The following is a 20,621-nucleotide window of genomic DNA, read 5'->3' as shown; positions in this document are numbered from 1 at the left end:
CCACCAGGTTCGCAACTCCCTCAAGCCCTCTTGCCGCTCCGCTTGGTGATCGGCGCATTGCGGCGCTCGCGCTTGCCGCGCGCGATCTCGGTGGCGAGCGCGTCCAGCTTCGGCTCCCAGAAAGTCCTGAACTGGCCGACCCAGGCATCGACCGCTTGCAACCCGGCCGCGTCGACCGAATAGAGCCGCCTTTGCGCCTCCGCCCGGACGCTCGCAAAGCCGCTCTCGCGCAGCACCTTGAGGTGCTGCGAGACCGCCGCCTGAGTGATGCCGAACTCGGCACCAATGATTTCGACGACCTCGCCGGATGCCATCTCCTTGAGGCCGAGCAGCTCGAGGATGCGACGGCGCACGGGATCGGCGAGGACTTCGAAGGCGTGCATCAGCTTCCCGTGCCGGGATGAACGATGTCGGGCGGCGTCTCGCCGCGGTAGAACGCGATGGTGCGGTCAGAGCGCTGCTTCGCCTCGTCAGGGTCGATCCCGCTCGCGACATGCGCCGCACGCCAAGATTCGCCGCTCGTCGTCATGAATTCCTTGCCCTCGGGCGAGACCATCCAGGCCTCCGCCGTTTCATGATCGACCGATGCCCCGGTCGCAAGATATCGCTCCAGGCCCGCAAGCGCGAGGTCCCAACCGATACCGACCGCACCCGGGCCGAACTGATTCCAATGATCCTCGATGATTGCGGTGTGCTCAAGCGTCAAGCGCGCCTGGCTTCGCTCGGCTGTCAGGCTGACGTCGATCCAGCTCGTGGAGCCGCCGAATTCCCAGGTCGCGGCGAAATGGCTCGGCGGCTTACAGGACGTGATGGTGCCGCCGGCATTGCCCTTGACCTGGTATCGTCCGCCAAGGCGAAGGTCGCCTTCCACCGGCGCAAACCAGCGCTGGATGCGTTCCCTGCTGGTCACGGCGTCCCAGAGATCGTCCAAGCTGGTGTCGTAAAGCCGCGTCAGCGTGACCGCGCTGGCCGGCTTGCCGTCCTTCTCGAAGCTCCTCACCGAGCGCGTCACAAGCCCCAAGACCCTGGCGACGTCGATCTGCATTTTCGGTTCTCCCTGTCGTTCTTCCGCCGGAAGCAATATCGGTCACAACTTATATAAGTCAATTCTTATATTGCCAGCGCTCGACCGCGTCAAACCGGAACCAAAGAACGGCCACGGCGTCTATTGGTGCCCCTCCCCCAGCCACACGAGATGGAACGACCATATGAAAGTACGCAAATTCGCCCTCGCCGACGCTTCGCTCGAGCGTTCACCGGGACAGGACGGCGATATCTTCGTCGCCAACATGGTCGACCAGCGCCACGGCGGACCGATCACGATCGGCTATGGCCGCTACGCGCCGAACCAGAATCTCGAGGAGACGATGAAGGTCGACGATGTCATGATCGTCCTCGAAGGGAAGCTCTCGGTCACGAGCGACGGCAGCACCGTCACCGCCGGTCCCGGCGAGATCGTCCATATGCCGAAGGGCGAGACGGTCACCATCCGCTCGCACGAGCAAGGCGCCCTCACCGCCTACGTCACCTATCCGCATTGGCAGGAGGCGCGCGACTGAGGCACGAGCTCACCCGCGGCCCATCCTTCGAGACGCCCGCCTCTGGCGGGCCCTCAGGATGAGGTCTCGTCTTGCGGCCAGCATGGTGAGGAGCCCGCACAAGCGGGCGTCTCGAACGATGAAGGCCGAGGTCGCTACTTCAGCGGCAGCTCGTAGGGCGGATTAGCCGAAGGCGTAATCCGCCATCTGCCAACACGGCGCGACGAGAGGTGGTGGATTACGCCGGCGGGCTGCGCTTCGCGCAACCGCAGGCTAATCCACCCTACCCGCCCGTCATTAGCGCCTTCGCCAGCGCCATATAGACCGGCAGCGTCACGGGATCGTTGGCGGCGTTACCCGCCATCGGATGCGAGGCGTAGCGCGCGATCACCATCTCGGCCTTGGGATCGATGTAGATGCCCTGGCCGTAGACGCCGCGCGCCATGTAGGCGCCGTGGTCGTTGTGCGTCACCCACCATTGATTGCGGTAGGAGGCACCCGGCAGCGTGGTGTAGCCGGCCGGCTTGAATTTTTCGGGATCGCCGCCGCGCGCGATGTCCTCGACGACCTGCGACGGCACGATCTGCCGCCCGTTGAAGCGGCCGTGATTGCGCATCGTCTCGCCGAAGCGGGCGAGATCGCGCAAGGTCGTGGAGAGACCGCCGCCGCCGCTCTCGGTGCCGATGCGGTCGACGTGATAATGCGCATCCTCCTCCGCGCCCATCGGCTGCCAGATGCGCTCGGAGAGCAGATCGGACAGCGTCATGTTGCTGGCGCGCCTGACGATCCACGCCAGCACGTCGGTGTTGACGGTCTTGTAGGCAAAGGCCTTGCCGTGCTCGCCCTGCTTCTTCTGCGCGATGAGGAAATCGAAGATAGTGGTCGGGCCATCATAATCCGTCGGGATCGGCGCCATGCCGTTGGCGCGCCTGAGACCCCACACGTCCGAGTTCTTGTCGGTGTAGACCTCGGTGTAGAGCAGCCCCGTGGTCATATCCATGACCTCGTGCACGCGCGCATCGCCGAACGCGCTTGGCTTCAGCTCCGGCACATAATCCGTGACGGGCGCCTGCGGATCGATCTTGCCCTCCGCGACCAGAATCCCTGCGAGCACGCCGGTGAACGACTTCGTCACCGACATCGCGATATGCGGCTTGTGCGGCTTCAACGCGCCGAAGTAGCGCTCATAGATCAGCCTGCCCCGGTGGAGCACCGCGATGCCGTCGGTGTAGGTCTCCTCCAGCATCTTCTCGAAAGTCATGGGACGCCCGTCCATCGTGACCGAGGCGACCGCGGCGATGTCCTGCTCCGCCCGCGGCAGAGGCGACGCAGGTCCAGCTCCGCGCCAGACGTTCACGGTGGGAACGAGCTGGCGGATGTTGCTCCAGGCCCAGCGCAGCTCGGGGAAATTGCGGAAGGAGCCGTCGTGGAAGGTGATGGTGCGGTCGGGGGACGGTGGGAAGCCGCGCATCCAGCCGAGGGTTTCGGGGTCGGAGTCGAAAGAAGTAGCAGTGGGCGCGACTGACATCAGGGCGGGCTCCAGAAGGACGACGCGCAGGTCGTATCATGGGAGCGGTTCGCAGACATCCGGCGGAAGTGCGGGGCACCTGCGCAACAATCGGGACAGGGGCAATTTATTGAAAGGATCAAGCTACTTTCGTCGACTGGACTCGACGAATGCGAACCTGCAATCAATGATTGAAGAATCACGCAGCTCAAATCAAACCGGATTGGCGATGGCTCGAAATCGAAACAACCGCCTTGATCGATGGGAAGTCGCCATCATCAAGGCAATGATGGCGACGCCGCCTAAAAAGACAGATCAAGACATTCTCGCTTACTTCACCCGCCCCACTCGATCGATAAATCACGCCCGGATCAAAGACATCCGAGATGAGAAAACACACGCCGCCACTGCGCCGGCAAGCCTGGAGAGTTAGCCTCATTCCTCGAAGCTTGGCCTAATGTAGACAGCAGCGGCCTTCACCTCGTTGGGGACGAGCTTCTGATTAAGGCGCGCGAAGCAATGCTCCATGCAGTGCAAGGGTACAACAACCCGCGCGCTTATTTTAAGTCCGAGGTATTCATTGTCACGGCTGTGATCGCCTGGACCTATCTAATGCACGCGCACTTCAAACGCACAGGGGTAGATTATCGTTACACGGACCGACGGACAGGCGAACTCCTGAAAACTCGACACGGGGCCGATAAGCACTGGGAGCTAGAGACTTGCCTAGGAGACCCAAGTTGCCCCCTGGATGCAGCGACCAAAGCCAATCTCAAGTTCTTAATCGAAATCCGCCACGAAATCGAGCATCAAATGACAAGGCGGATCGACGACCTCATCAGCGCGAAGCTGCAAGCGACATGTTTGAACTTCAGCAATGCCGTCAAATCGCTGTTTGGCGCTGAGTATGGATTGGATCGTGAACTAGGCGTCGCGCTACAGTTCTCGGGTATTGGCAAAAATCAACGCGACCTACTCCTCAAGGACACGAACCTTCCTCACCATCTGATTGCAGCACACACAGATTATGAAGACAGCCTACCAGACGAGATTGTTCGCGATCCAAAATATGCATACCGCGTCGCTTACGTTGAGCGATCCGTAAATTCGAAAGGAAAGGCAGACCAAGTAGTCGAGTTTATCCGACCAGATTCCGCCGAGGGGCAAGAGATAACTCGAGTGCTAGTCAAGGAATCTGAGCGAAAAAAGTACAAACCAAAGGACATCGTAGAAATCCTGCGCCACGAAGGCCATCCAAAGTTCAATCAACATGCTCATCAGCTTCTTTGGAAGGCAGAAGACGCAAAGAACCCAGCACATCAATATGGCGTAGAACTTCGACCCGGCGACTGGTGGTGGTATGATAAGTGGTTAGATCGCGTTCGATCACGCCTTGCAGCGTTAAAAACATAGTAGCGTGACCCAACTCCTTACTTAAAGGCCCGATATTCCTTGTGCCTTGTCGAACTCAATTCCTGCTCGCAAGAGCGCATCGCCTTTAAGAAATACCTTTGGTGGCGCGCTGTGGCGATCGAGTCGCATACCCAGCCGCTCCACGAGCGGACTAATGCCACCGTGATGCTCCAACCATTCTTCATAGCCCTTGATGGACGGGCCACCAGAATTGATCACAAATTCATGGCCATAAAGAACGAACGCCAAGAAAGTTTCGCGTCGCTTTGTTATGAACAAATCGATACTGTAGCCGGCCTGGACCCAGAGACCCGTGTCGGGGTGACGCATTAAGGTCTCTTCGGGGTAGACGCTGCGCTGAACGTACGGCCAATGGTCGAAGTTGTCACCAAATCGAGCCCATCGCCGAATTCTATCCCAGTGGGCATCTTCGATCAGCTGATCAATCAGCTGAAGATCGTGAAAGAATCGAAGGCTGAACATTTCCAAGGCCATCTTGGCGAGTAATCTCGACATCAGGGCTTTAGGCGGGTCCATCGGGAGCTCAAATAGAAATGGCGGCGCCCCCTCTGACGTTAGGTGTTCACGAATTTCCTCGGCTTGGCTTTGACGCTCTGGCTTGATCTCGAGCGCACCATTTCGGAGACGGAGGCCGATCTCTAACTCAGTACCGGCAAGAACGCCGTGAAGCGCTGGCGGCCGTCCCCGTTTGTTGGGAACTTGGTACCATGCGCGGAGATTGCGAAAAGAGCGATCAGCTAAAAGGGGCTGCTCTATTTTACGTGCAAAATAGTTATTACACGGATCGCAAACGATACCCTTGGGAAGAATGGCCTTCCTATTACCGAAGGAGTGCGGAACAATATGCTCGACACTTATCGAGGTGTCCGACGGCATTTTACAGAAGATGCATCGCACGTAATTTGCTGCCCCAATTTATGACTGGAAACTACACGCCGAGATGCGCGCTATTTTTGCTTCTTCTTCATTTCGGAAACGTCTCGCTGAAATGCTCGCAGAGCTTGCCCACGATATGCACGCTCCATAGCTATTTCAGCCACGTCATGCATCCAGTAAGAGAAGTTCACTGAATTCATATCACGCTGGTTTTCGCTGTCAGAGAATGCTCGAAAGTTAGAAAGAAAGTTCTCGCGATAGGGGTCCGCACCTGGAAGAAACCACTCGCCATTCGTACCACCACTGGGCTAGTCCTTCGTGCAACTCCTTCTCTAGATAGTTTACATTCCAGAACGGCTTGACTCCAACAAGGATCATATCGGGCAACCAAGTTCGAGCATCGCGAATGCGGGATTCACGATGCTTAGATTTGCCGATCTTAAGGAGGCCTCCAGCTTCAATGATGTAGATGTAGCCAGGATTTCGTCGAGGAATTTGCCAAACCGGTACCCGTGAGAATTCCTCTTCGGCCATCCGCGCCCCCTACTCCCACTCAATCGTCCCCGGCGGCTTGCTCGTCACGTCATACACCACCCGGTTCACGCCCTTCACCTCGTTGATGATGCGCGTCGCGGTCTCGCCTAAGAACTTCATGTCGAACTGGTAGAAGTCCGCGGTCATGCCGTCGGTGGAGGTCACGGCACGGAGGCCCACGACGTAGTCGTAGGTGCGCCCGTCGCCCATGACGCCGACGGTCTTGACCGGAAGCAGCACGGCAAAAGCCTGCCAGATCTCGTCGTAGAGGCCGTGCTTGCGGATCTGGTCGATGTAGACCGCATCCGCCTTGCGCAGGATGTCGAGCTTGTCCCTGGTGATCTCGCCGGGGCAGCGGATGGCGAGGCCCGGGCCCGGGAACGGGTGGCGGCCGACGAAGATTTCGGGAAGGCCGAGCTCACGGCCAAGCTTGCGCACCTCGTCCTTGAACAGCTCGCGCAGGGGCTCGACGAGCTTCATGTTCATGCGCTCGGGGAGGCCGCCGACATTGTGGTGCGACTTGATGGTGACCGAGGGGCCGCCGGTGAAGGAGACGCTCTCGATCACATCAGGATAGAGCGTGCCTTGCGCCAGGAAATCGGCGCCGCCGATCTTCTTGGCCTCAGCCTCGAACACCTCGATGAAGAGGCGGCCGATGGTCTTGCGCTTGGCTTCAGGGTCGGTGACGCCCCCGAGTTCGCCGAGGAATTGCCTGGAGGCATCCACGTGCACGAGCGGGATGTTGTAGTGGTGGCGGAAGAGGTCGACGACCTGCTCGGCCTCGTTGAGGCGCATCAAGCCGTGGTCGACGAAGACGCAGGTGAGCTGGTCGCCGATGGCCTCGTGGATCAGCACGGCCGCCACGGCCGAATCGACGCCGCCGGAGAGGCCGCAGATCACCCTGCCCTTGCCGACCTGCGCGCGGATCTTTGCGATCTCCTCCTCGCGGAAGGCGCGCATGGTCCAGTCGCCGGTGAGGCCGGCGATCTTGCGCACGAAGTTGCGGATCAGCTTTGCGCCGTCGGGCGTGTGCACCACTTCGGGATGGAACATCAGCCCGTAATATTTGCGCTTCTCGTCCTGGATGATCGCGAACGGCGCGTTCGGCGAGGTGCCGGCGACCGAGAAGCCCGGCGGCATTTTTGTGATGCGGTCGCCATGGCTCATCCAGACCTGGTTCTTGCTGCCTGACGACCAGACGTCCGCGAACAGCTGGCTCTCGGCCTTCACCTCGACATCGGCGCGGCCGAATTCGCGGTGATGGCCGCCCTCGACCTCGCCCCCGAGCTGGGCCGCCATGGTCATCTGGCCGTAGCAGATGCCCATCACCGGCACGCCGGAGTCGAAGATCAATTGCGGAGCGCGGGGCGAGCCGGCCTCGTGGACCGATTCCGGGCCGCCGGACAGGATCACCGCTTTCGGCTTCATCTCCTCGAAGGCGGCTTCCGCCTTGTTGAACGGGACGATCTCGCAATAGACGCCGTCCTCGCGCACGCGACGCGCGATCAGCTGCGTCACCTGGCTGCCGAAGTCGACGATGAGAATCTTGTCGTGCGCCGAGGCCACCGAGGGCGTCGACGCGGAGCGGTCGTTCTGTGCTGCTGTCATGGCCAGCCAATACGCTGGTGCGGCCCGGGCCGCAACCGCGGTCGCGGCGGGCCCACATGCTTCTTTGGGCATGGACAAGACGACATATATAGGTAAGTATTATTGACCTATCATACAAAGGGGCCGATCAGGGAGAAATGCCATGTCACAGCACCATCAGCCGTCAACGCTTGCCGCGCTCGGCCGGGCTTGGGTCGAGGCCTGGAATGCGCGCGACCTCGAGCGCGTGCTCACGCTCTACGACGAGGCGGCCGTGATGACGTCTGACCGCATTCCGATGCTGGGATTCGACCCCAGCGGCACCGTGCGCGGCAAGGATGCGCTTCGCGCCTATTGGGGCAAGGCGCTTCCCCTGGTGCCGAACCTGCATTTCTCGCTGATCGACCTGTTCGTCAGCCCGGACAGCCTCGTGGTGTTCTACCAGAACGAACGGGGCAAGAAGATCTGCGAATATCTGCGGGTGAACGAGGCCGGGCTGATCGTGCAGGGCTCGGCGAACCATCTAGCGCATTGATCCGCGCAGAGACATCAGCGCTTGCGCGTGCTCACCTTCCTCACCTTCGTATCGGACCATGTCAGCGGCCGGCCGGTTCGCGACGGCAGCACCAGCTGCCCCACCCGTTGGCCGGCCTGGTCCACCAGCTCGGAATGTGCCTCGCTGCGCCCGTAGAGATGTGCCTCGCCCCATTGGCGCAGACCGACAATGACGGGAAACAAGTCGCGTCCACGCCTCGTCAGTGCGTATTCCTGATACGCGCTGCCATCGGACGCCGGAACCATCTCGAGCACGTCGAGCTCTACCAGCTTGCGCAGGCGCGCGCTGAGCATGCCCTTGGCAATGCCGAGATTCTTCTGGAAATCGCCGAACCGGCGCAGCCCGTCGAAGGCATCGCGCACGATGAGGAGCGACCACCAGTCACCGATTGCATCGAGCGCACGCGCCACCGGGCAGTCGGCCCCGGAAAAACCTGTCCGCTTCATGCTCCCACTCCGATCTGGTTCTAAAATAAGACTAGACGGCGCCGCCCGCAACTGGTCTTATAATGAGACCAGAAAGCGTGCCGGAGATGACGGATGACGAGCAATGATCTCGCCCCAGGCAACCCCAAGGATAGTGCCGGGACGGCCGGGTACGGGCTTTCCTCCGCGCTGGCGCTGCTGCTTGCGCTGGCTTGCGGCCTCAGCGTCGCCAACATCTACTTCGCCCAGCCCCTGCTCGACTCGATGGCCGCGGACCTCGGAATCGCTCCCGCAGCGATCGGCATGGTCGTGACCTTCACGCAGATCGGTTATGCGTGCGGCTTGATCTTGATCGTGCCGCTCGGCGACCTCTGGGATCGCCGTCGTCTGATCGCCGGCCAGATTGCACTGTCGGCGACCGGACTCCTGGTCGTCGGCACCGCATCCCACGCCGCTGTGCTGCTCGCGGGACTGACGCTGGTCGGCGTGCTTGCCGTGGTCGTGCAGATCCTGGTCGCCTTTGCCGCAACGCTCGCAACGCCGGACGGGCGGGGCCGCGCCATCGGGACCGTCACCAGCGGCGTCGTCGGCGGAATCCTGCTCGCGCGCTTCGCCTCGGGCGCTCTGGCCGATGTCGGCGGCTGGCGCATGGTCTACCTGGTTTCGGCCGGCCTCATGCTCGCGATGGCCGTCTTGCTGTTGCAAGTCCTGCCGCGCGGCGCGCCCACGGCAATGGCAGGCTCCTCGTATCTATCGCTGTTGCGCTCGACGGCGGCGCTGTTCGCGGAGGAGCCGATCCTGCGGGAGCGCGCCTTGTTCGCGTTCCTGATCTTCGCCGATCTTAACGTGTTCTGGACGTCGATCGTGCTTCCGCTGTCGGCGCCGCCTTTCGCGCTGTCGCACACAACGATTGGGCTGCTCGGGGTCGCCGGCTTCGCCGGAGCACTCGGCGCGCGCAACGCCGGTCGTCTCGCCGACCTTGGATGGGCCCAACGCACGACCGGACTATCGTTGGTGCTGATGCTCGGCGCCTGGGCCGCGATCGCCTGCCTGCAAGTCTCGCTCTGGTTCGTCGTCCTGGGCGTGATCATGCTGGATCTCGGGCTGCAGGCCGTACATGTGACCAGCCAGAGCCTGATCGTCGCCGCGCGTCCCGACGCAGCAAGCAGGCTGGTCGGGACCTATATGGTGTTCTATTCTATCGGCAGCGCAGCCGGCGGAATCGCGGCGACCATGGTCTACGCTGTGGCAGGTTGGAGCGGCGTTTGCATGCTGGGTTCCGGCATCAGCGCCGCGGCCCTGCTGGTCTGGGTCATCAATGCGAGCAGGATGCAAGAGGCGGCCGGCTGCACGCTGACGCCCTCGCCGCCCACGTAACGTGCACGACCACCCGACGGTCCATCCAAATCAGGATTCCCCCATGAAGCTCCCCACCTCCCCCTTTACCGTCACCGACTGGAGCAAGGTTGAGCCGACCGCGCATCCCGGCGAGAGCGGCGAGGCCACATGGCGCACGCTCAACATCGGCGAACTCCGCGTGCGGATGGTGGAATACTCGCCGGGCTATCTGGCCGATCATTGGTGCGATCGCGGCCACGTGCTCTACGTGCTGAAGGGCGAGCTCGACTCCGAGTTGCGCGACGGGCGCAAATTCACGCTCACGGCGGGGATGAGCTACCAGGTATCGGACTTCGGCGACGCCGCGCACCGGTCCTCGACGACGAAGGGGGCGACGCTCTTCATCGTCGACTGAGGCGCGCTCGACGGTTGATTTGCACCGCAAAATAGCAAAGTGGCGCGACGTTTCGGGCCACGGGTGGTGCCTTGAAGTGGCCCCAAATTCTCGCTATATTGTGATCATCGATACTTGGCCGAACGACTGGGCCGCTTCGCTTCGTTGCTGACGGGCGCGCACGCTTCAGATGAATTCTCCAAACATCGACTCATCAGGGACTATGGGCGCAATGCTGCGTACCGGTCCGCGTGCGTACCTCTCTAACTAAACAAGGAAATTCCCATGGCTATGGGCACCGTGAAGTGGTTCAACACCCAAAAGGGTTATGGTTTCATCCAGCCGGATGACGGCCAGAAGGACGTGTTCGTTCACATCAGCGCCGTCGAGCGCGCTGGCCTCTCCTCCCTCAACGAGGGTCAGAAGGTCTCGTTCGACATCGTCGCCGACCGCCGCAGCGGCAAGTCGTCGGCTGACAATCTCCGCGTCGGCTAACGCCCTCGCACCGTTCTGACCGCGGACGTACCGGCAGAACGTTGGAACTCGAAAGCCCCGCGACCGGGATCGGTCTGCGGGGCTTTTGTTTTTGATGTCCTTCCGGGGCGCCCGCAGGGCGAACCCGGAATCCATTGACCCGCGGAGACCGCCGCACGATGGATTCCGGGCTCGCGCTACGCGCGCCCCGGAATGACAACGTCGATCAGCCCTTCTTCTTCAGCACCGACACGAAAAACCCATCCGTCCCGGTCCGGCGCGGTGTCATCAGCCAGCCCTCGGCGGATTGCAGCGCGGCCTCGCCAAAGGCTTCCGCCTTGTCCCAGAGCACGCTTGCGGTCTGCTCGGGCGGGACGACCGAGAACTCGCCATGTCGGCCGACAAACGCCCTCACCTGCTCGCCGTTCTCCTCCGCCAGCACCGAGCAGGTGATGTAGGCGATGCGGCCGCCCGGCTTGACCAGCGGAACCGCGCGCTCCAGCACATCGGCCTGGTCGCGCAGGCGGATCTCCAGCGCACCGGGGCGCATCCGCCATTTGGCATCGGGGTTGCGGCGCCAGGTGCCGGTTCCGGTGCAGGGCGCGTCGATCACGACGAGGTCGGCCGTGGTGCGGATGTCGGCAAGCGATTCGGCCTCGCCCTTGGGCGTGCGGATTTCGGCGTTGTGGACGCCGGCGCGCGATAGCCGCTCGTGGATCGGCGCGAGCTGGCGCTTGTCGCGGTCGGTCGCGATCAGCCGGCCCTTGCCCTGCATCAGGGCGGCCAGCGCCAGCGTCTTGCCGCCGGCGCCAGCGCAGAGATCGATCACCTGCTCGCCGGGTTTTGCCGCGGTGAATTGGGCTGCAAGCTGCGATCCCTCATCCTGCACTTCAATTGCGCCCTTGATGAAATCCTCTTCCGCCTGGATGCCGGGGTTGCGCGCATCGGCCGAAAGCTCGATGCGCAGGCCGGTTGCGGACCAGGGCGTCGGTTTTGCATGAAGATGAGAAAGCGCCTTCAGCGCCTTGTCGCGGTTGGATTTTAGCGTATTGACACGCAGGTCCAGCGGCGCCCGGCTCGCCATCGCGGCGGCCTCCGCCGCACGGTCCTCGCCGAACACTTTTGCAAGGTGCGGGTCGAGCCACTCCGGGTAGTCGCCGGCGACGGCGGCCGGGGCGTCCTGGAGGGAGCGCGAGGCGAGCGCAGCCTGCTCGGCCTCGGTCAGCGGCGCCGGCGCAAAGCGGCTGCCGTCGAACAAGGCGCCCATGGTCGCCGTGTCCATCTTGCGCTCGAGGCGGAGCATGCCGATCAGCCGGGCCCGCGCGGTATCGGAATCCATCAGCCAGGCGCTCGAGGCGTAGCGGCGCAGCACATCCCAGACGAGGCCAGCGATGGCCGCGCGGTCGCCGGAACCGGCGAAGCGGTGCGCGGTGCCCCACTCCTTCAGCGCCTTCGCCGCGGGCACGCGGTCCCTCTCGATGGTGTCGATCAGTTCGATGGCTGCGGACAGCCGGGCAGCGGGGGTCATTCGGGTTCTTTCAAGTGGTGCGCAGCGCCTAGATCAGCAGCAAAAGCTTCAGCGCGAAGTAGATCCACATCGCGAGCAGCACCAGCACGCCAGCGAGCCAGACCGTGGAGCGGCGGCCGAGATCGTTGGAGGAAACGAACACGCCGGCATGAGCAAAGCGCGTCACCACGAACACCCAGGACATCAGCACGATGAAGAAATCGGCGCGGCGCAGGGGTAATGCCAGTGCGATCAGTACGTAAAATAGCACCGGCAGCTCGAACTGGTTGCGGTAGCAATTGGCGATTTGTGTGGCGCCCTTCGGCCAGTTCGGCTCGCCGAGCGCAATGTCGCGGATCTTGGTCTCGCCGGAGACCAGGGTCTTGCGGCGCGCCAGGACCATGCCGATCAGCAGCGCGAAGGTGAGAGCGACCTGCACGAAGACCGGCAGCAGGACCATTTGAACGGACATCGGAACTTTCCCGTAAAGGCGAAATGCCGCCGCCGTCATTAGCCGCGACTTTTGGCGCTGACAATGAATGACTTGAACCGGCGTTCCCGCTTCCGCGACCAACCCCAGATTGTTAAAGCGATTCGGCCCTTTGGGCCCCGAGGCGAGCCAGCCATGAATTCCTTGTCCAGCTTGTTCAGCGAAGCCGCCGCGGGCCAGCTCGGCCTCCTGATGTCGGCGCTGTCGGGGATTGCGGCAGCGCTCGCGGTCGCGTTGGCCATGACGGTCTACTTCCGCCTGAGCTATCGGACCTGGCGGGACGTCGCCCGGCATGGCCTGGCGACCTTGGCCGCGCTCGCGCTGTTCGCCTTTGCCGCCTACGACATGCGTCACGCGGCGCTCGCCTATCTCGGTCTCAACCCCTCCAAGCCCGCCGTCGAGTTCGAGATCCGCATGCCCCGGGAGATGCTGACGGCGGTGAGTGACAGCCAGATCGAGCTGCACACCGACCGCAACCAGACATTGGCGCTGGTGGACGGCGTGCGCGACCTCTCGGACGGCCGGGCCGTGCTGCGCGGCGCAGTGGTGCTCAACCACCGCACGGCCGATCGCGTTCTCGTCGTGAACCTCTCAGGCAAGGGCGTCTTCGAGTTCCGCCTCCGCCTGCCGGCCGAGCCGCATCGCTCCGGCCAGTTCGGCCCCTGGCACCTCGCCGACCGCATTGCCGCCCCGCTCGCCGGTACCATCGCCCCGCAGGACGGCTACACCATCCGCTACCGCGTGCTTTAAACTTTGTTCGCTGCGATCCATGCCCGCGCCGTCATCGTTCCGACGCGCGGCGACGGGTAGGATGATCGCATGTCCGAATTTCGTCTCACGCAGATTTCCGATACCCATCTCGGCCGGCGCTTTCCCGGCCTGATCGCCAACTTCGCGGCGATCAGCGAGCACATCGACGCCGGTAGGCCCGATCTCGTCGTCAACACCGGCGACGTCTCGTTCGACGGGCCGACCAACCGCGACGACGTCGAGTTTGCCAAAGGTCTGCACGACGCGCTGCCCGTCACCTGCCGCTATCTCCCCGGCAATCACGATATCGGGGACAATCCGACCGCGATCGGGCCGGCGCCGAAGCCGCCGGTCAGCGAGACGCACCGCCAGCAGTTCTGCGACATCATCGGCGAAGATCATTGGGCGTTTGACGCCGCGGGCTGGCGCTTCATCGGCTTCAATTCACTGGTGATGAACTCAGGGCTCGCCTTCGAGGCCGAGCAGTTCGACTGGCTTTGTTGCGAGATCGCGCAAGCGAACGGCAGGCCGGTCGCGCTGTTCCTGCACAAGCCCCTCTTCCTCAACCTGCCCGACGATCCCGAGACGCCGGAGACGTCGATCCGCTACGTGCCGCAGCCAGCGCGGGCGCGGCTGATCGAGATGTTCGGCAAGGTCGACCTGCGTCTCATTGCCAGCGGCCACGTGCACCAGCGCCGCGACTTCACCTTCCGCAACATCCGCCACGTCTGGGCGCCGTCGGCGGGCTTCGTCATCAACGATCAGCGCCAGGACCGGATCGCGATCAAGGAGGTCGGCCTGGTCGAATACCGCTTCCAGCCCGACAGTCTCGAGGTCCGCCACGTCAGGGCCGCCGGCCAAGTCGATGTCGACATCGAGGAACTGCTGATCCAGATGGGCGACGGGCACTGATAAAATCGGCTGCGTGCAGTAGGCGCGCTTGATGTCCACCTGTCACTCAACACCTAGCGCAGAGCCGGACACGCGTGCTCCACATCCCGAACCCGTAAGCGAGGCCCGTCTCGTGGTTCTGGAGCTTCGGCTTGCGACCAACAGGAACATCGCTGGCTCCGCGCGCATTGAAGGACGATCAGACTACGTCGATGGAGGCCCCATGACCAGGACAACGCTGAATGAAGCGAGACTGACCAATTTGGCAACGGCTTGCGCGGCCTTGGCACTCGCCCTCACGATGGTTCCGGCAACGGCGCAGGAGGCTGGGCGCTCGAGAGTCGGCACACTCACGTGCAACATATCGCCCGGAGTCGGCATGATTGTTGCGGGACAACGGCAGCTGAGTTGCATCTATGCATCGGCACGAGGCAGGGCGCGCGAGGCTTACGAAGGCACCGTCAGCACGCTTGGTCTCGACATAGGAGCCACGTCCGGCGGTCAGCTCGTTTGGACCGTGTTTGCGCCAACGACAGTTCGCCGGGCAGCCTTGGCCGGAACTTATGCGGGCGCGACCGCCGGCGGCACTGTCGGCGCCGGAGTTGGTGCCAACCTCCTGGTGGGCGGCTCGGATCGTACGATCGCCTTGCAGCCGGTGTCCGTCCAGGCGCAGACAGGTGTGAACGTCGCAGCAGGCATATCAAGAATGGAGTTGCGGCCGGCTGCTGCGCCTGCACGCGGCAAGGCCCAGTGACGGCCGTCGCTGCCGATCTCAGGAGTTCGTCATTGAATTGACGACCTCCACGATGGCGGCGGGGTCTGCGTACGTGACCATATGCCCGGCATTTGGAACAAGGTGAAGATCGGACCGAGGCAGTGCTTGATGTAAATCCTGCGCTTGTCTGAATTCGATCACTTGGTCCTCTGTTCCGTGGAATATCTGCACTCGCTCGCCGATGGCTGGATAATAAGCTTGGAATTGTGTTGCAGTTGGAATGAGGAGTGCACTTTCCTCCGCAGCCGCCCTCAACTGTGTGGGCCTGAGCACCAAAGACGCTGGAAATTCATTCCTGAACGTCTGCGGGACAGAACGGGGCGCAAAGATCTTGCGGAGAGCTCCTGGCAGGACGGCCCACGAAACGATCGGCGCGACAGTGTAACTGACCAAGTCGCCCAGGACCGGTATGGCTGGACCTGACATCAGCCACACGTCCAATCGGCCGGTCGGGAAATAGTACCCTGACGCAAGCACAAGACCTTGGGTCGGATAATCCTTTCGCACGGCGAGAGCGATAGCGACCAAGGCGCCCCAAGAATGGCCGAGCACAACGGGATTGCGGATTCCAAGTTGATTGAGCGCCTTCGCCAACAGAGCGGCTTGAGCTGCCGCGGTCCATATTCGGAGCCGCGGCCGCTGACTATAGCCAAAGCCTGGGCGATCGAAGCACACCACGCGATTGGTGCGGGCAAGAAGATCGACCAGACCGCTGATCGTGAAGTCCTGGATCATGGATCCGTTGCCATGGAGCAGCACGACGCAAGGAGCGGCCGGATCACCGCGATCGACATAGTGGAGCACTACGCCGTCGCATTCGAGGAACTTGCCGATTGGTGGATTCCTCCACTCGGCCAGTTTGGAGAAGCCGATGTTACCGACGACGAGAAGCGCTAATAACAAGGCAGCGATGAGCAACACGGTTTCAGCGGTGGTCATTAGTGACCCTTGATGATCGAGGGTAAGAACATGAGACCCGCGGTGCCAAGCAAGTGAACCAATCCATGGAGTAATTGGAAGTTGAAGCGCTCGTTCCTGCGCGCGATCGCGGAGGATTGATTAAAAATCACGTGCCCCGGAACGGTCGAGAAATGCCCACGTTGGCCGCTAAGGATCGCACCTGTGACGGAGAGGATCCGACGTCACCAACAATAACCAAGGAGCAACAGATGGCTAATCCACGCCAGGAGGAAAAGTCTACGCAAAGCCCTGAGGACACAATGCGCCGCGCCGCCGAAAGGACCGCTGAGCAAACCAGACGGATCGGCTTAGCTACCGCTGAGGCCAGCGAGGAGGTAGCCCAAGCCAGCAGTCACCTGCTGCAACAGAATGCCGAGATGTTGCAAAACAGTTGGCGCTTCGGCGTCGACATGGCCACTGTGATGTTGGGCCGGTCTGCTGATCAGCTTGGTCGCACGTTCGGTGTGACGGGCAATGAAACGGAGCAGGCAACAGAACGATCGGTCCGCAACGCTGAAGCAATCATGTACTCTACAACCGCGGTCGTCAAAGGAATGAACGGCGTCTCACGCGAGTACTTCGATTTCGTTCGACAGCAGATCGAGAGGACCATGGACCGTATGAATGAACTCTGGCGCTGCCGAACTCCGCAGGATTTGGCGGCTGTGCAGACCGATCTGATGCGCGATTCGATCAGAAGCGCCCTCGATACCAGCCGCCGGATGGCGGACATGTCTTTGAAGGTGGCTGACGACGCAGGAAACCATATTACCCAGAGTATCGAACGCATGCGGCACGCCGCCTAAAGCGCGATGCGATTAAGATGAATCGTGATCGCGCTATAGGTTACTGTTTGAGCATGATCTTTTCGGAAAACCGCTACTCGGAAAACCGCTATGCTGTAGCGCACCGTCACAGCCATGGCGCACATGTGCGGCTGAACCTCAGCCGCTCGTGTGTTGCGGCCTCGCGGAAGACTCAAGCCACGCTTTTGAGATCCTGCTGGATCGCGGCGAGCAGCGATTGCAGCGCGGCGCTGTTCACCGGCTTAGCCTCGGTGCCGGCTGGCTGAGCAGCGGGGCGCTGCGCAGCTTTCACGGGACGCTTCGGGAATGGCGGAGGCGCAGGCATTGCGGCCGGGGCGAATTCGCCCTCGTCCTCGGCGTGAACGAACTTGCCATGGATGACGTCGTCGCGACGGCCCATGATGAACATGGTCGCCCAATAGCCGGCGGCCAGGAGGATGACGCAGAAAATACCAATCTCTAACATGGCAGCACCTAAAATATGCGCGATGATTCAATGCCTTCGTCCGGCCGTCAATGAACAGGGGGTCACACCCGCGGCTTTTGCGGGCAGGTGTGACCATTTGGTGACTCTTTCTTAACTATCCCCACGCGGTGTGTGGCCGCGGAGCCACGTGAGTCCCATTCCCTGTCGCCTAAAGCGCGATGAATGCGCCCGCGCTTTAGGTTGTTGTTTGGGCATGATCTTTCCGGAAAACCGCTTCGCACTTTTCCGGATCATGCCTAGGCCTTGTCCGGCCCGACCCGGACCAGCTGCTTGCCGAAATTGGCCCCCTTCAGCAGGCCTATGAAGGCGCCGGGGGCGCTTTCCAGGCCCTCGGTGACGAACTCCTTGTACTTGACCCTGCCGTCGCGAACCCAGCCGGACATGTCGCGCAGGAAGTCTCCGTGGCGGGCGGCGAAGTCGGAGACGATGAAGCCGCGGAAGGTCAGCCGCTTGGTCAGCGTCGCGCGCATCAGGCTGGCCGCCCATTTCGGCGGCTTGGCCTCGGTGTCGTTGTAATGGGCGATCAGGCCGCACACCGGCACGCGCGCAAACGGGTTGAGCAGCGGAAACACCGCTTCGAACACGGCACCGCCCACATTCTCGAAATAGACGTCGATACCCCCAGGGCAGGCGTCCTTCAGCTTGGCGGCGAGATCGGGATCGCGGTGATCGATGCAGGCATCGAAGCCGAGCTCCTTCACCACGTAGTCGCACTTGTCCTTGCCGCCGGCGATGCCGACCGCACGGGCGCCCTTGATCTTGGCGATCTGCCCCACTGCCGAGCCGACCGCGCCGGACGCACCGGCAACGACGACGGTCTCGCCCGGTTGCGGCTTGCCGATGTCGAGCAGGCCCGTATAGGCGGTCATGCCGGGCATGCCGAGCACACCTATCGAGGTCGAGATCGGCCCGAGCTTGGGATCGACCTTGATCAGGCCCTTGCCGTTCGAGATCGCATGGGTCTGCCAGCCGGAGCGGATGCGCACGATGTCGCCGACCGCGAAATCGGGATTGTTGGAGGCCGCGACCTCGCTGACCGCCTCGCCTTCCATCACGCCGCCGACCGGCACCGGAGCTGCGTAGGACGGCCCTTCGCTCATGCGCCCGCGCATATAGGGATCGAGCGACAGCCAGATCGTGCGCAGCAGGACTTCGCCCTGCCCTGGCATCGGAACTGCGAATTCCTCCAGGCGAAAATCAGACGGCTTGGGTTCGCCGACGGGACGCGCGGCGAGAACGATGCGTTTGGCGCTATGTTGACCTTGGGCCATGGCTTCCTCCACTTTTCTGTCATTGCGAGCGAAGCGAAGCAATCCAGCCGCGTCAACACAAAAGGACTGGATTGCTTCGCGCAGGCTCGATGCGCGCACGCCACATAGGCGCCGTCATGCCCCGCGAACGCGGGGCATCCAGTACTCCTAGACAATCGTTGTTGAACCGAGAAGCCGCGGCGTACTGGATCGCCCGCCTTCGCGGGCGATGACACCGAGAAGCGCCTAACCCCCGCCCGGATAGTTCGGGCTCTCGCGCGTGATGGTGACGTCGTGGACGTGGCTTTCGCGCAGGCCCGCGCCGGTGATGCGGACGAACTGGGACTTGTCGTGCAGCTCCTTCATGTCGCGTGCGCCGACATAGCCCATCGCGGCGCGCAAGCCGCCGGCGAGCTGGTGCATGACGTTGCCGACCGGGCCCTTGTAGGGCACCTGGCCCTCGATGCCTTCGGGCACGAGCTTGAGCGTGTCCTTGATGTCCTGCTGGAAGTAGCGGTCGGCCGATCCACGCGCCATCGCGCCGACCGAGCCCATGCCGCGATAGGCCTTGTAGGAACGGCCCTGCCACAAAAACACTTCGCCGGGCGTCTCGTCGGTGCCGGCGAGCAGCGAACCGACCATGGCAATGTCGGCGCCGGCCGCGAGCGCTTTCGCAAGGTCGCCGGAATATTTGATGCCGCCGTCAGCGATGACGGGGACATCGGCCTTCTTCGCCGCTTCGACCGCATCCATGATCGCGGTGAGCTGGGGCACACCGACGCCGGCGACGATGCGCGTGGTGCAGATCGAGCCCGGGCCGATGCCGACCTTGATACAATCCGCGCCTGCGTCGATCAGCGCCTGCGCGCCTTCCGTGGTGGCGACGTTGCCGGCGACGACCTGCACCGAATTGGACAGGCGCTTGATGCGGTTCACCGCCTGCAGCACGTGACGGGAATGGCCGTGCGCGGTGTCGACGACGACGAGGTCGACGCCGGCATCGATCAGCCGCTCGGTGCGCTCGAAGCCGGTATCGCCGACCGTGGTGGCGGCAGCGACGCGAAGACGCCCCTGCCCGTCCTTGCAGGCGAGCGGATGGGCAACCGCCTTCTCCATGTCCTTCACGGTGATGAGCCCGACGCAGCGATATTGATCGTCGACGACCAGCAGCTTCTCGATGCGGTGCTGGTGCAGCATCCGCCGCGCCTCGTCCTGATTGACATTCTCACGGACCGTGACGAGCCCCTCATGCGTCATCAGCTCGGAGACTTTTTGCCGGCGGTCGGTGGCAAAGCGCACGTCGCGGTTGGTGAGGATGCCGACCAGCTTGCCGGGCGTGTTCTTGCCGGCGCCGGTGACGACGGGAATGCCGGAGATGCCGTGGTCGCTCATCAGCTTGAGCGCGTCGTCGAGCGTGGCGTCGGGGCTGATGGTGAGCGGGTTCACCACCATGCCTGACTCGTAGCGCTTGACCTGCCGCACCTGGGCGGCCTGCCCTTCGGGATCGAAGTTGCGGTGGATGACGCCGAGGCCGCCGGCCTGCGCCATGGCGATCGCCATGCGGGCCTCGGTGACGGTGTCCATGGCCGAGGCCATGATCGGGATGTTGAGCGGGATGGCGCGGGTGACGCGGGAGCGGATGTCGACCTCGCCCGGCATGACGTCGGACAGGCCAGGCTTCAACAGCACGTCGTCGAACGTAAAGGCTTCGCGGATGCCCTGAAGTTGCACCGTGGCCATCTGCCAACTCCTTCCTGCGGCCCTGCCGCAAATGCTAATGGATGAGCGCCGCCCTCGGCGTCCCTTGCGGCAACGCCTTGAGAATCGGAGCCCATCGGTGGGGTTGACGCGGGTCGATAGCACGGCCGCGTGACGAATCAAAGCAATTCGGGCCGCTGGCCAGCCATGCACAGGGGTTTTTAGGCCGAAATCGGCGGGCACAGCCCATGCGCCAGCCCAACCCTGACCGTCATTCCGGAGCGCGACGAAGTCGCGAACCCGGAATCCATCTGGCAGCAACGCTGCGGCCCAATAGATTCCGG

24 protein-coding genes are annotated in these 20,621 nt (G+C 62.6%); 11 read left to right on the top strand and 13 right to left on the bottom strand.

Features of this window, described 5'->3' with window-relative positions:
• Positions 1-20: 20 nt before the first annotated feature.
• Entirely contained in the window at positions 21-383 is a 363-nt protein-coding gene (locus ACVWYQ_RS01845; RefSeq protein ID WP_456725377.1) for an ArsR/SmtB family transcription factor, read from the bottom strand.
• The gene (locus ACVWYQ_RS01840; protein ID WP_456725376.1) at positions 383-1,045 is read right to left on the bottom strand and encodes an SRPBCC family protein; all 663 of its coding nucleotides are present in this window, start codon (positions 1,043-1,045) and stop codon (positions 383-385) included. The genes ACVWYQ_RS01845 and ACVWYQ_RS01840 overlap by 1 nt, the downstream gene beginning before the upstream one ends.
• A gap of 163 nt (positions 1,046-1,208) precedes the next feature.
• On the opposite strand from ACVWYQ_RS01840, the gene ACVWYQ_RS01835 reads away from it, so the two are divergent.
• On the top strand, positions 1,209-1,559 hold the full coding sequence (locus ACVWYQ_RS01835) for a cupin domain-containing protein (protein WP_456725375.1): 351 nt from the start codon (positions 1,209-1,211) through the stop codon (positions 1,557-1,559).
• A 262-nt stretch (positions 1,560-1,821) separates the two neighbouring features.
• Here ACVWYQ_RS01835 and ACVWYQ_RS01830 read toward each other — a convergent pair whose 3' ends face one another.
• A complete protein-coding gene (locus ACVWYQ_RS01830) occupies positions 1,822-3,066 on the bottom strand; it encodes a serine hydrolase domain-containing protein (RefSeq protein ID WP_456725374.1) in 1,245 nt (414 codons plus the stop codon).
• A 166-nt stretch (positions 3,067-3,232) separates the two neighbouring features.
• Here ACVWYQ_RS01830 and ACVWYQ_RS01825 point away from each other — a divergent pair, with 166 nt between their 5' ends.
• Together ACVWYQ_RS01825 and ACVWYQ_RS01820 are read left to right on the top strand one after the other, a co-directional pair.
• Entirely contained in the window at positions 3,233-3,478 is a 246-nt protein-coding gene (locus ACVWYQ_RS01825) for a hypothetical protein (protein ID WP_456725373.1), read from the top strand.
• Positions 3,479-3,564: 86 nt separating this feature from the next.
• Positions 3,565-4,458 carry a DUF3644 domain-containing protein gene (locus ACVWYQ_RS01820; RefSeq protein ID WP_456725372.1) on the top strand — a complete coding sequence of 298 codons (894 nt, stop codon included), beginning with the start codon at positions 3,565-3,567 and terminating at the stop codon, positions 4,456-4,458.
• A gap of 21 nt (positions 4,459-4,479) precedes the next feature.
• Here ACVWYQ_RS01820 and ACVWYQ_RS01815 read toward each other — a convergent pair whose 3' ends face one another.
• The 3 genes from ACVWYQ_RS01815 to guaA form a co-directional block, all read right to left on the bottom strand.
• On the bottom strand, positions 4,480-5,376 hold the full coding sequence (locus ACVWYQ_RS01815; protein WP_456725371.1) for an HNH endonuclease: 897 nt from the start codon (positions 5,374-5,376) through the stop codon (positions 4,480-4,482).
• 216 nt (positions 5,377-5,592) lie between these two features.
• Positions 5,593-5,889: a GIY-YIG nuclease family protein gene (locus ACVWYQ_RS01810; RefSeq protein ID WP_456725370.1), complete on the bottom strand. Its 297-nt coding sequence runs from the start codon at positions 5,887-5,889 to the stop codon at positions 5,593-5,595.
• Between the two features lie 9 nt (positions 5,890-5,898).
• On the bottom strand, positions 5,899-7,497 hold the full coding sequence (gene guaA, locus ACVWYQ_RS01805) for a glutamine-hydrolyzing GMP synthase (RefSeq protein WP_404652086.1): 1,599 nt from the start codon (positions 7,495-7,497) through the stop codon (positions 5,899-5,901).
• A gap of 142 nt (positions 7,498-7,639) precedes the next feature.
• On the opposite strand from guaA, the gene ACVWYQ_RS01800 reads away from it, so the two are divergent.
• Positions 7,640-8,011 carry a nuclear transport factor 2 family protein gene (locus ACVWYQ_RS01800; RefSeq protein WP_404541664.1) on the top strand — a complete coding sequence of 124 codons (372 nt, stop codon included), beginning with the start codon at positions 7,640-7,642 and terminating at the stop codon, positions 8,009-8,011.
• 14 nt (positions 8,012-8,025) lie between these two features.
• Here the strand turns inward: ACVWYQ_RS01800 and ACVWYQ_RS01795 are convergent, their stop codons facing one another.
• Complete coding sequence (locus tag ACVWYQ_RS01795; protein ID WP_404541666.1) at positions 8,026-8,478, bottom strand: winged helix-turn-helix transcriptional regulator; 453 nt, start codon at positions 8,476-8,478, stop codon at positions 8,026-8,028.
• A gap of 93 nt (positions 8,479-8,571) precedes the next feature.
• Here ACVWYQ_RS01795 and ACVWYQ_RS01790 point away from each other — a divergent pair, with 93 nt between their 5' ends.
• The 3 genes from ACVWYQ_RS01790 (at position 8,572) to ACVWYQ_RS01780 (ending at position 10,684) form a co-directional block, all read left to right on the top strand.
• Complete coding sequence (locus ACVWYQ_RS01790) at positions 8,572-9,834, top strand: MFS transporter (RefSeq protein ID WP_271547121.1); 1,263 nt, start codon at positions 8,572-8,574, stop codon at positions 9,832-9,834.
• 43 nt (positions 9,835-9,877) lie between these two features.
• On the top strand, positions 9,878-10,210 hold the full coding sequence (locus ACVWYQ_RS01785; protein ID WP_404541668.1) for a DHCW motif cupin fold protein: 333 nt from the start codon (positions 9,878-9,880) through the stop codon (positions 10,208-10,210).
• A gap of 264 nt (positions 10,211-10,474) precedes the next feature.
• Positions 10,475-10,684 carry a cold-shock protein gene (locus tag ACVWYQ_RS01780; RefSeq protein ID WP_008141931.1) on the top strand — a complete coding sequence of 70 codons (210 nt, stop codon included), beginning with the start codon at positions 10,475-10,477 and terminating at the stop codon, positions 10,682-10,684.
• 205 nt (positions 10,685-10,889) lie between these two features.
• Here the strand turns inward: ACVWYQ_RS01780 and ACVWYQ_RS01775 are convergent, their stop codons facing one another.
• Both ACVWYQ_RS01775 and ACVWYQ_RS01770 read right to left on the bottom strand, forming a co-directional pair.
• Entirely contained in the window at positions 10,890-12,191 is a 1,302-nt protein-coding gene (locus tag ACVWYQ_RS01775; protein ID WP_404541670.1) for an RsmB/NOP family class I SAM-dependent RNA methyltransferase, read from the bottom strand.
• Between the two features lie 28 nt (positions 12,192-12,219).
• Positions 12,220-12,642, bottom strand: a complete 423-nt coding sequence (locus ACVWYQ_RS01770) for an MAPEG family protein (RefSeq protein WP_404541672.1) — start codon at positions 12,640-12,642, stop codon at positions 12,220-12,222.
• Between the two features lie 153 nt (positions 12,643-12,795).
• Here ACVWYQ_RS01770 and ACVWYQ_RS01765 point away from each other — a divergent pair, with 153 nt between their 5' ends.
• The 3 genes from ACVWYQ_RS01765 (at position 12,796) to ACVWYQ_RS01755 (ending at position 15,055) form a co-directional block, all read left to right on the top strand.
• Entirely contained in the window at positions 12,796-13,410 is a 615-nt protein-coding gene (locus ACVWYQ_RS01765) for an acriflavin resistance protein (protein WP_404541673.1), read from the top strand.
• Positions 13,411-13,479: 69 nt separating this feature from the next.
• The gene (locus tag ACVWYQ_RS01760) at positions 13,480-14,322 is read left to right on the top strand and encodes a metallophosphoesterase family protein (protein ID WP_404541675.1); all 843 of its coding nucleotides are present in this window, start codon (positions 13,480-13,482) and stop codon (positions 14,320-14,322) included.
• A gap of 31 nt (positions 14,323-14,353) precedes the next feature.
• The gene (locus tag ACVWYQ_RS01755) at positions 14,354-15,055 is read left to right on the top strand and encodes a DUF992 domain-containing protein (RefSeq protein WP_456725369.1); all 702 of its coding nucleotides are present in this window, start codon (positions 14,354-14,356) and stop codon (positions 15,053-15,055) included.
• Positions 15,056-15,073: 18 nt separating this feature from the next.
• On the opposite strand, the gene ACVWYQ_RS01750 is transcribed toward ACVWYQ_RS01755, so the two are convergent.
• Positions 15,074-16,015 (bottom strand): alpha/beta fold hydrolase, encoded by a 942-nt coding sequence (locus tag ACVWYQ_RS01750; protein ID WP_036022562.1) that lies wholly within the window; start codon positions 16,013-16,015, stop codon positions 15,074-15,076.
• 230 nt (positions 16,016-16,245) lie between these two features.
• Here ACVWYQ_RS01750 and ACVWYQ_RS01745 point away from each other — a divergent pair, with 230 nt between their 5' ends.
• Positions 16,246-16,842 (top strand): phasin family protein, encoded by a 597-nt coding sequence (locus ACVWYQ_RS01745; protein WP_036001015.1) that lies wholly within the window; start codon positions 16,246-16,248, stop codon positions 16,840-16,842.
• 172 nt (positions 16,843-17,014) lie between these two features.
• Here ACVWYQ_RS01745 and ACVWYQ_RS01740 read toward each other — a convergent pair whose 3' ends face one another.
• From ACVWYQ_RS01740 to guaB, 3 genes are all read right to left on the bottom strand, one after another.
• Positions 17,015-17,308 (bottom strand): hypothetical protein, encoded by a 294-nt coding sequence (locus ACVWYQ_RS01740; RefSeq protein ID WP_128262189.1) that lies wholly within the window; start codon positions 17,306-17,308, stop codon positions 17,015-17,017.
• Positions 17,309-17,565: 257 nt separating this feature from the next.
• A complete protein-coding gene (locus ACVWYQ_RS01735; RefSeq protein ID WP_404541677.1) occupies positions 17,566-18,600 on the bottom strand; it encodes an NADP-dependent oxidoreductase in 1,035 nt (344 codons plus the stop codon).
• A gap of 225 nt (positions 18,601-18,825) precedes the next feature.
• Positions 18,826-20,319 (bottom strand): IMP dehydrogenase, encoded by a 1,494-nt coding sequence (gene guaB, locus ACVWYQ_RS01730; RefSeq protein WP_404541679.1) that lies wholly within the window; start codon positions 20,317-20,319, stop codon positions 18,826-18,828.
• Between the last annotated feature and the right edge of the window lie 302 nt (positions 20,320-20,621).

The sequence above is a fragment of the Bradyrhizobium sp. USDA 3397 genome (assembly GCF_054060965.1).
This window is presented reverse-complemented; position numbering and strand designations above follow the sequence as displayed.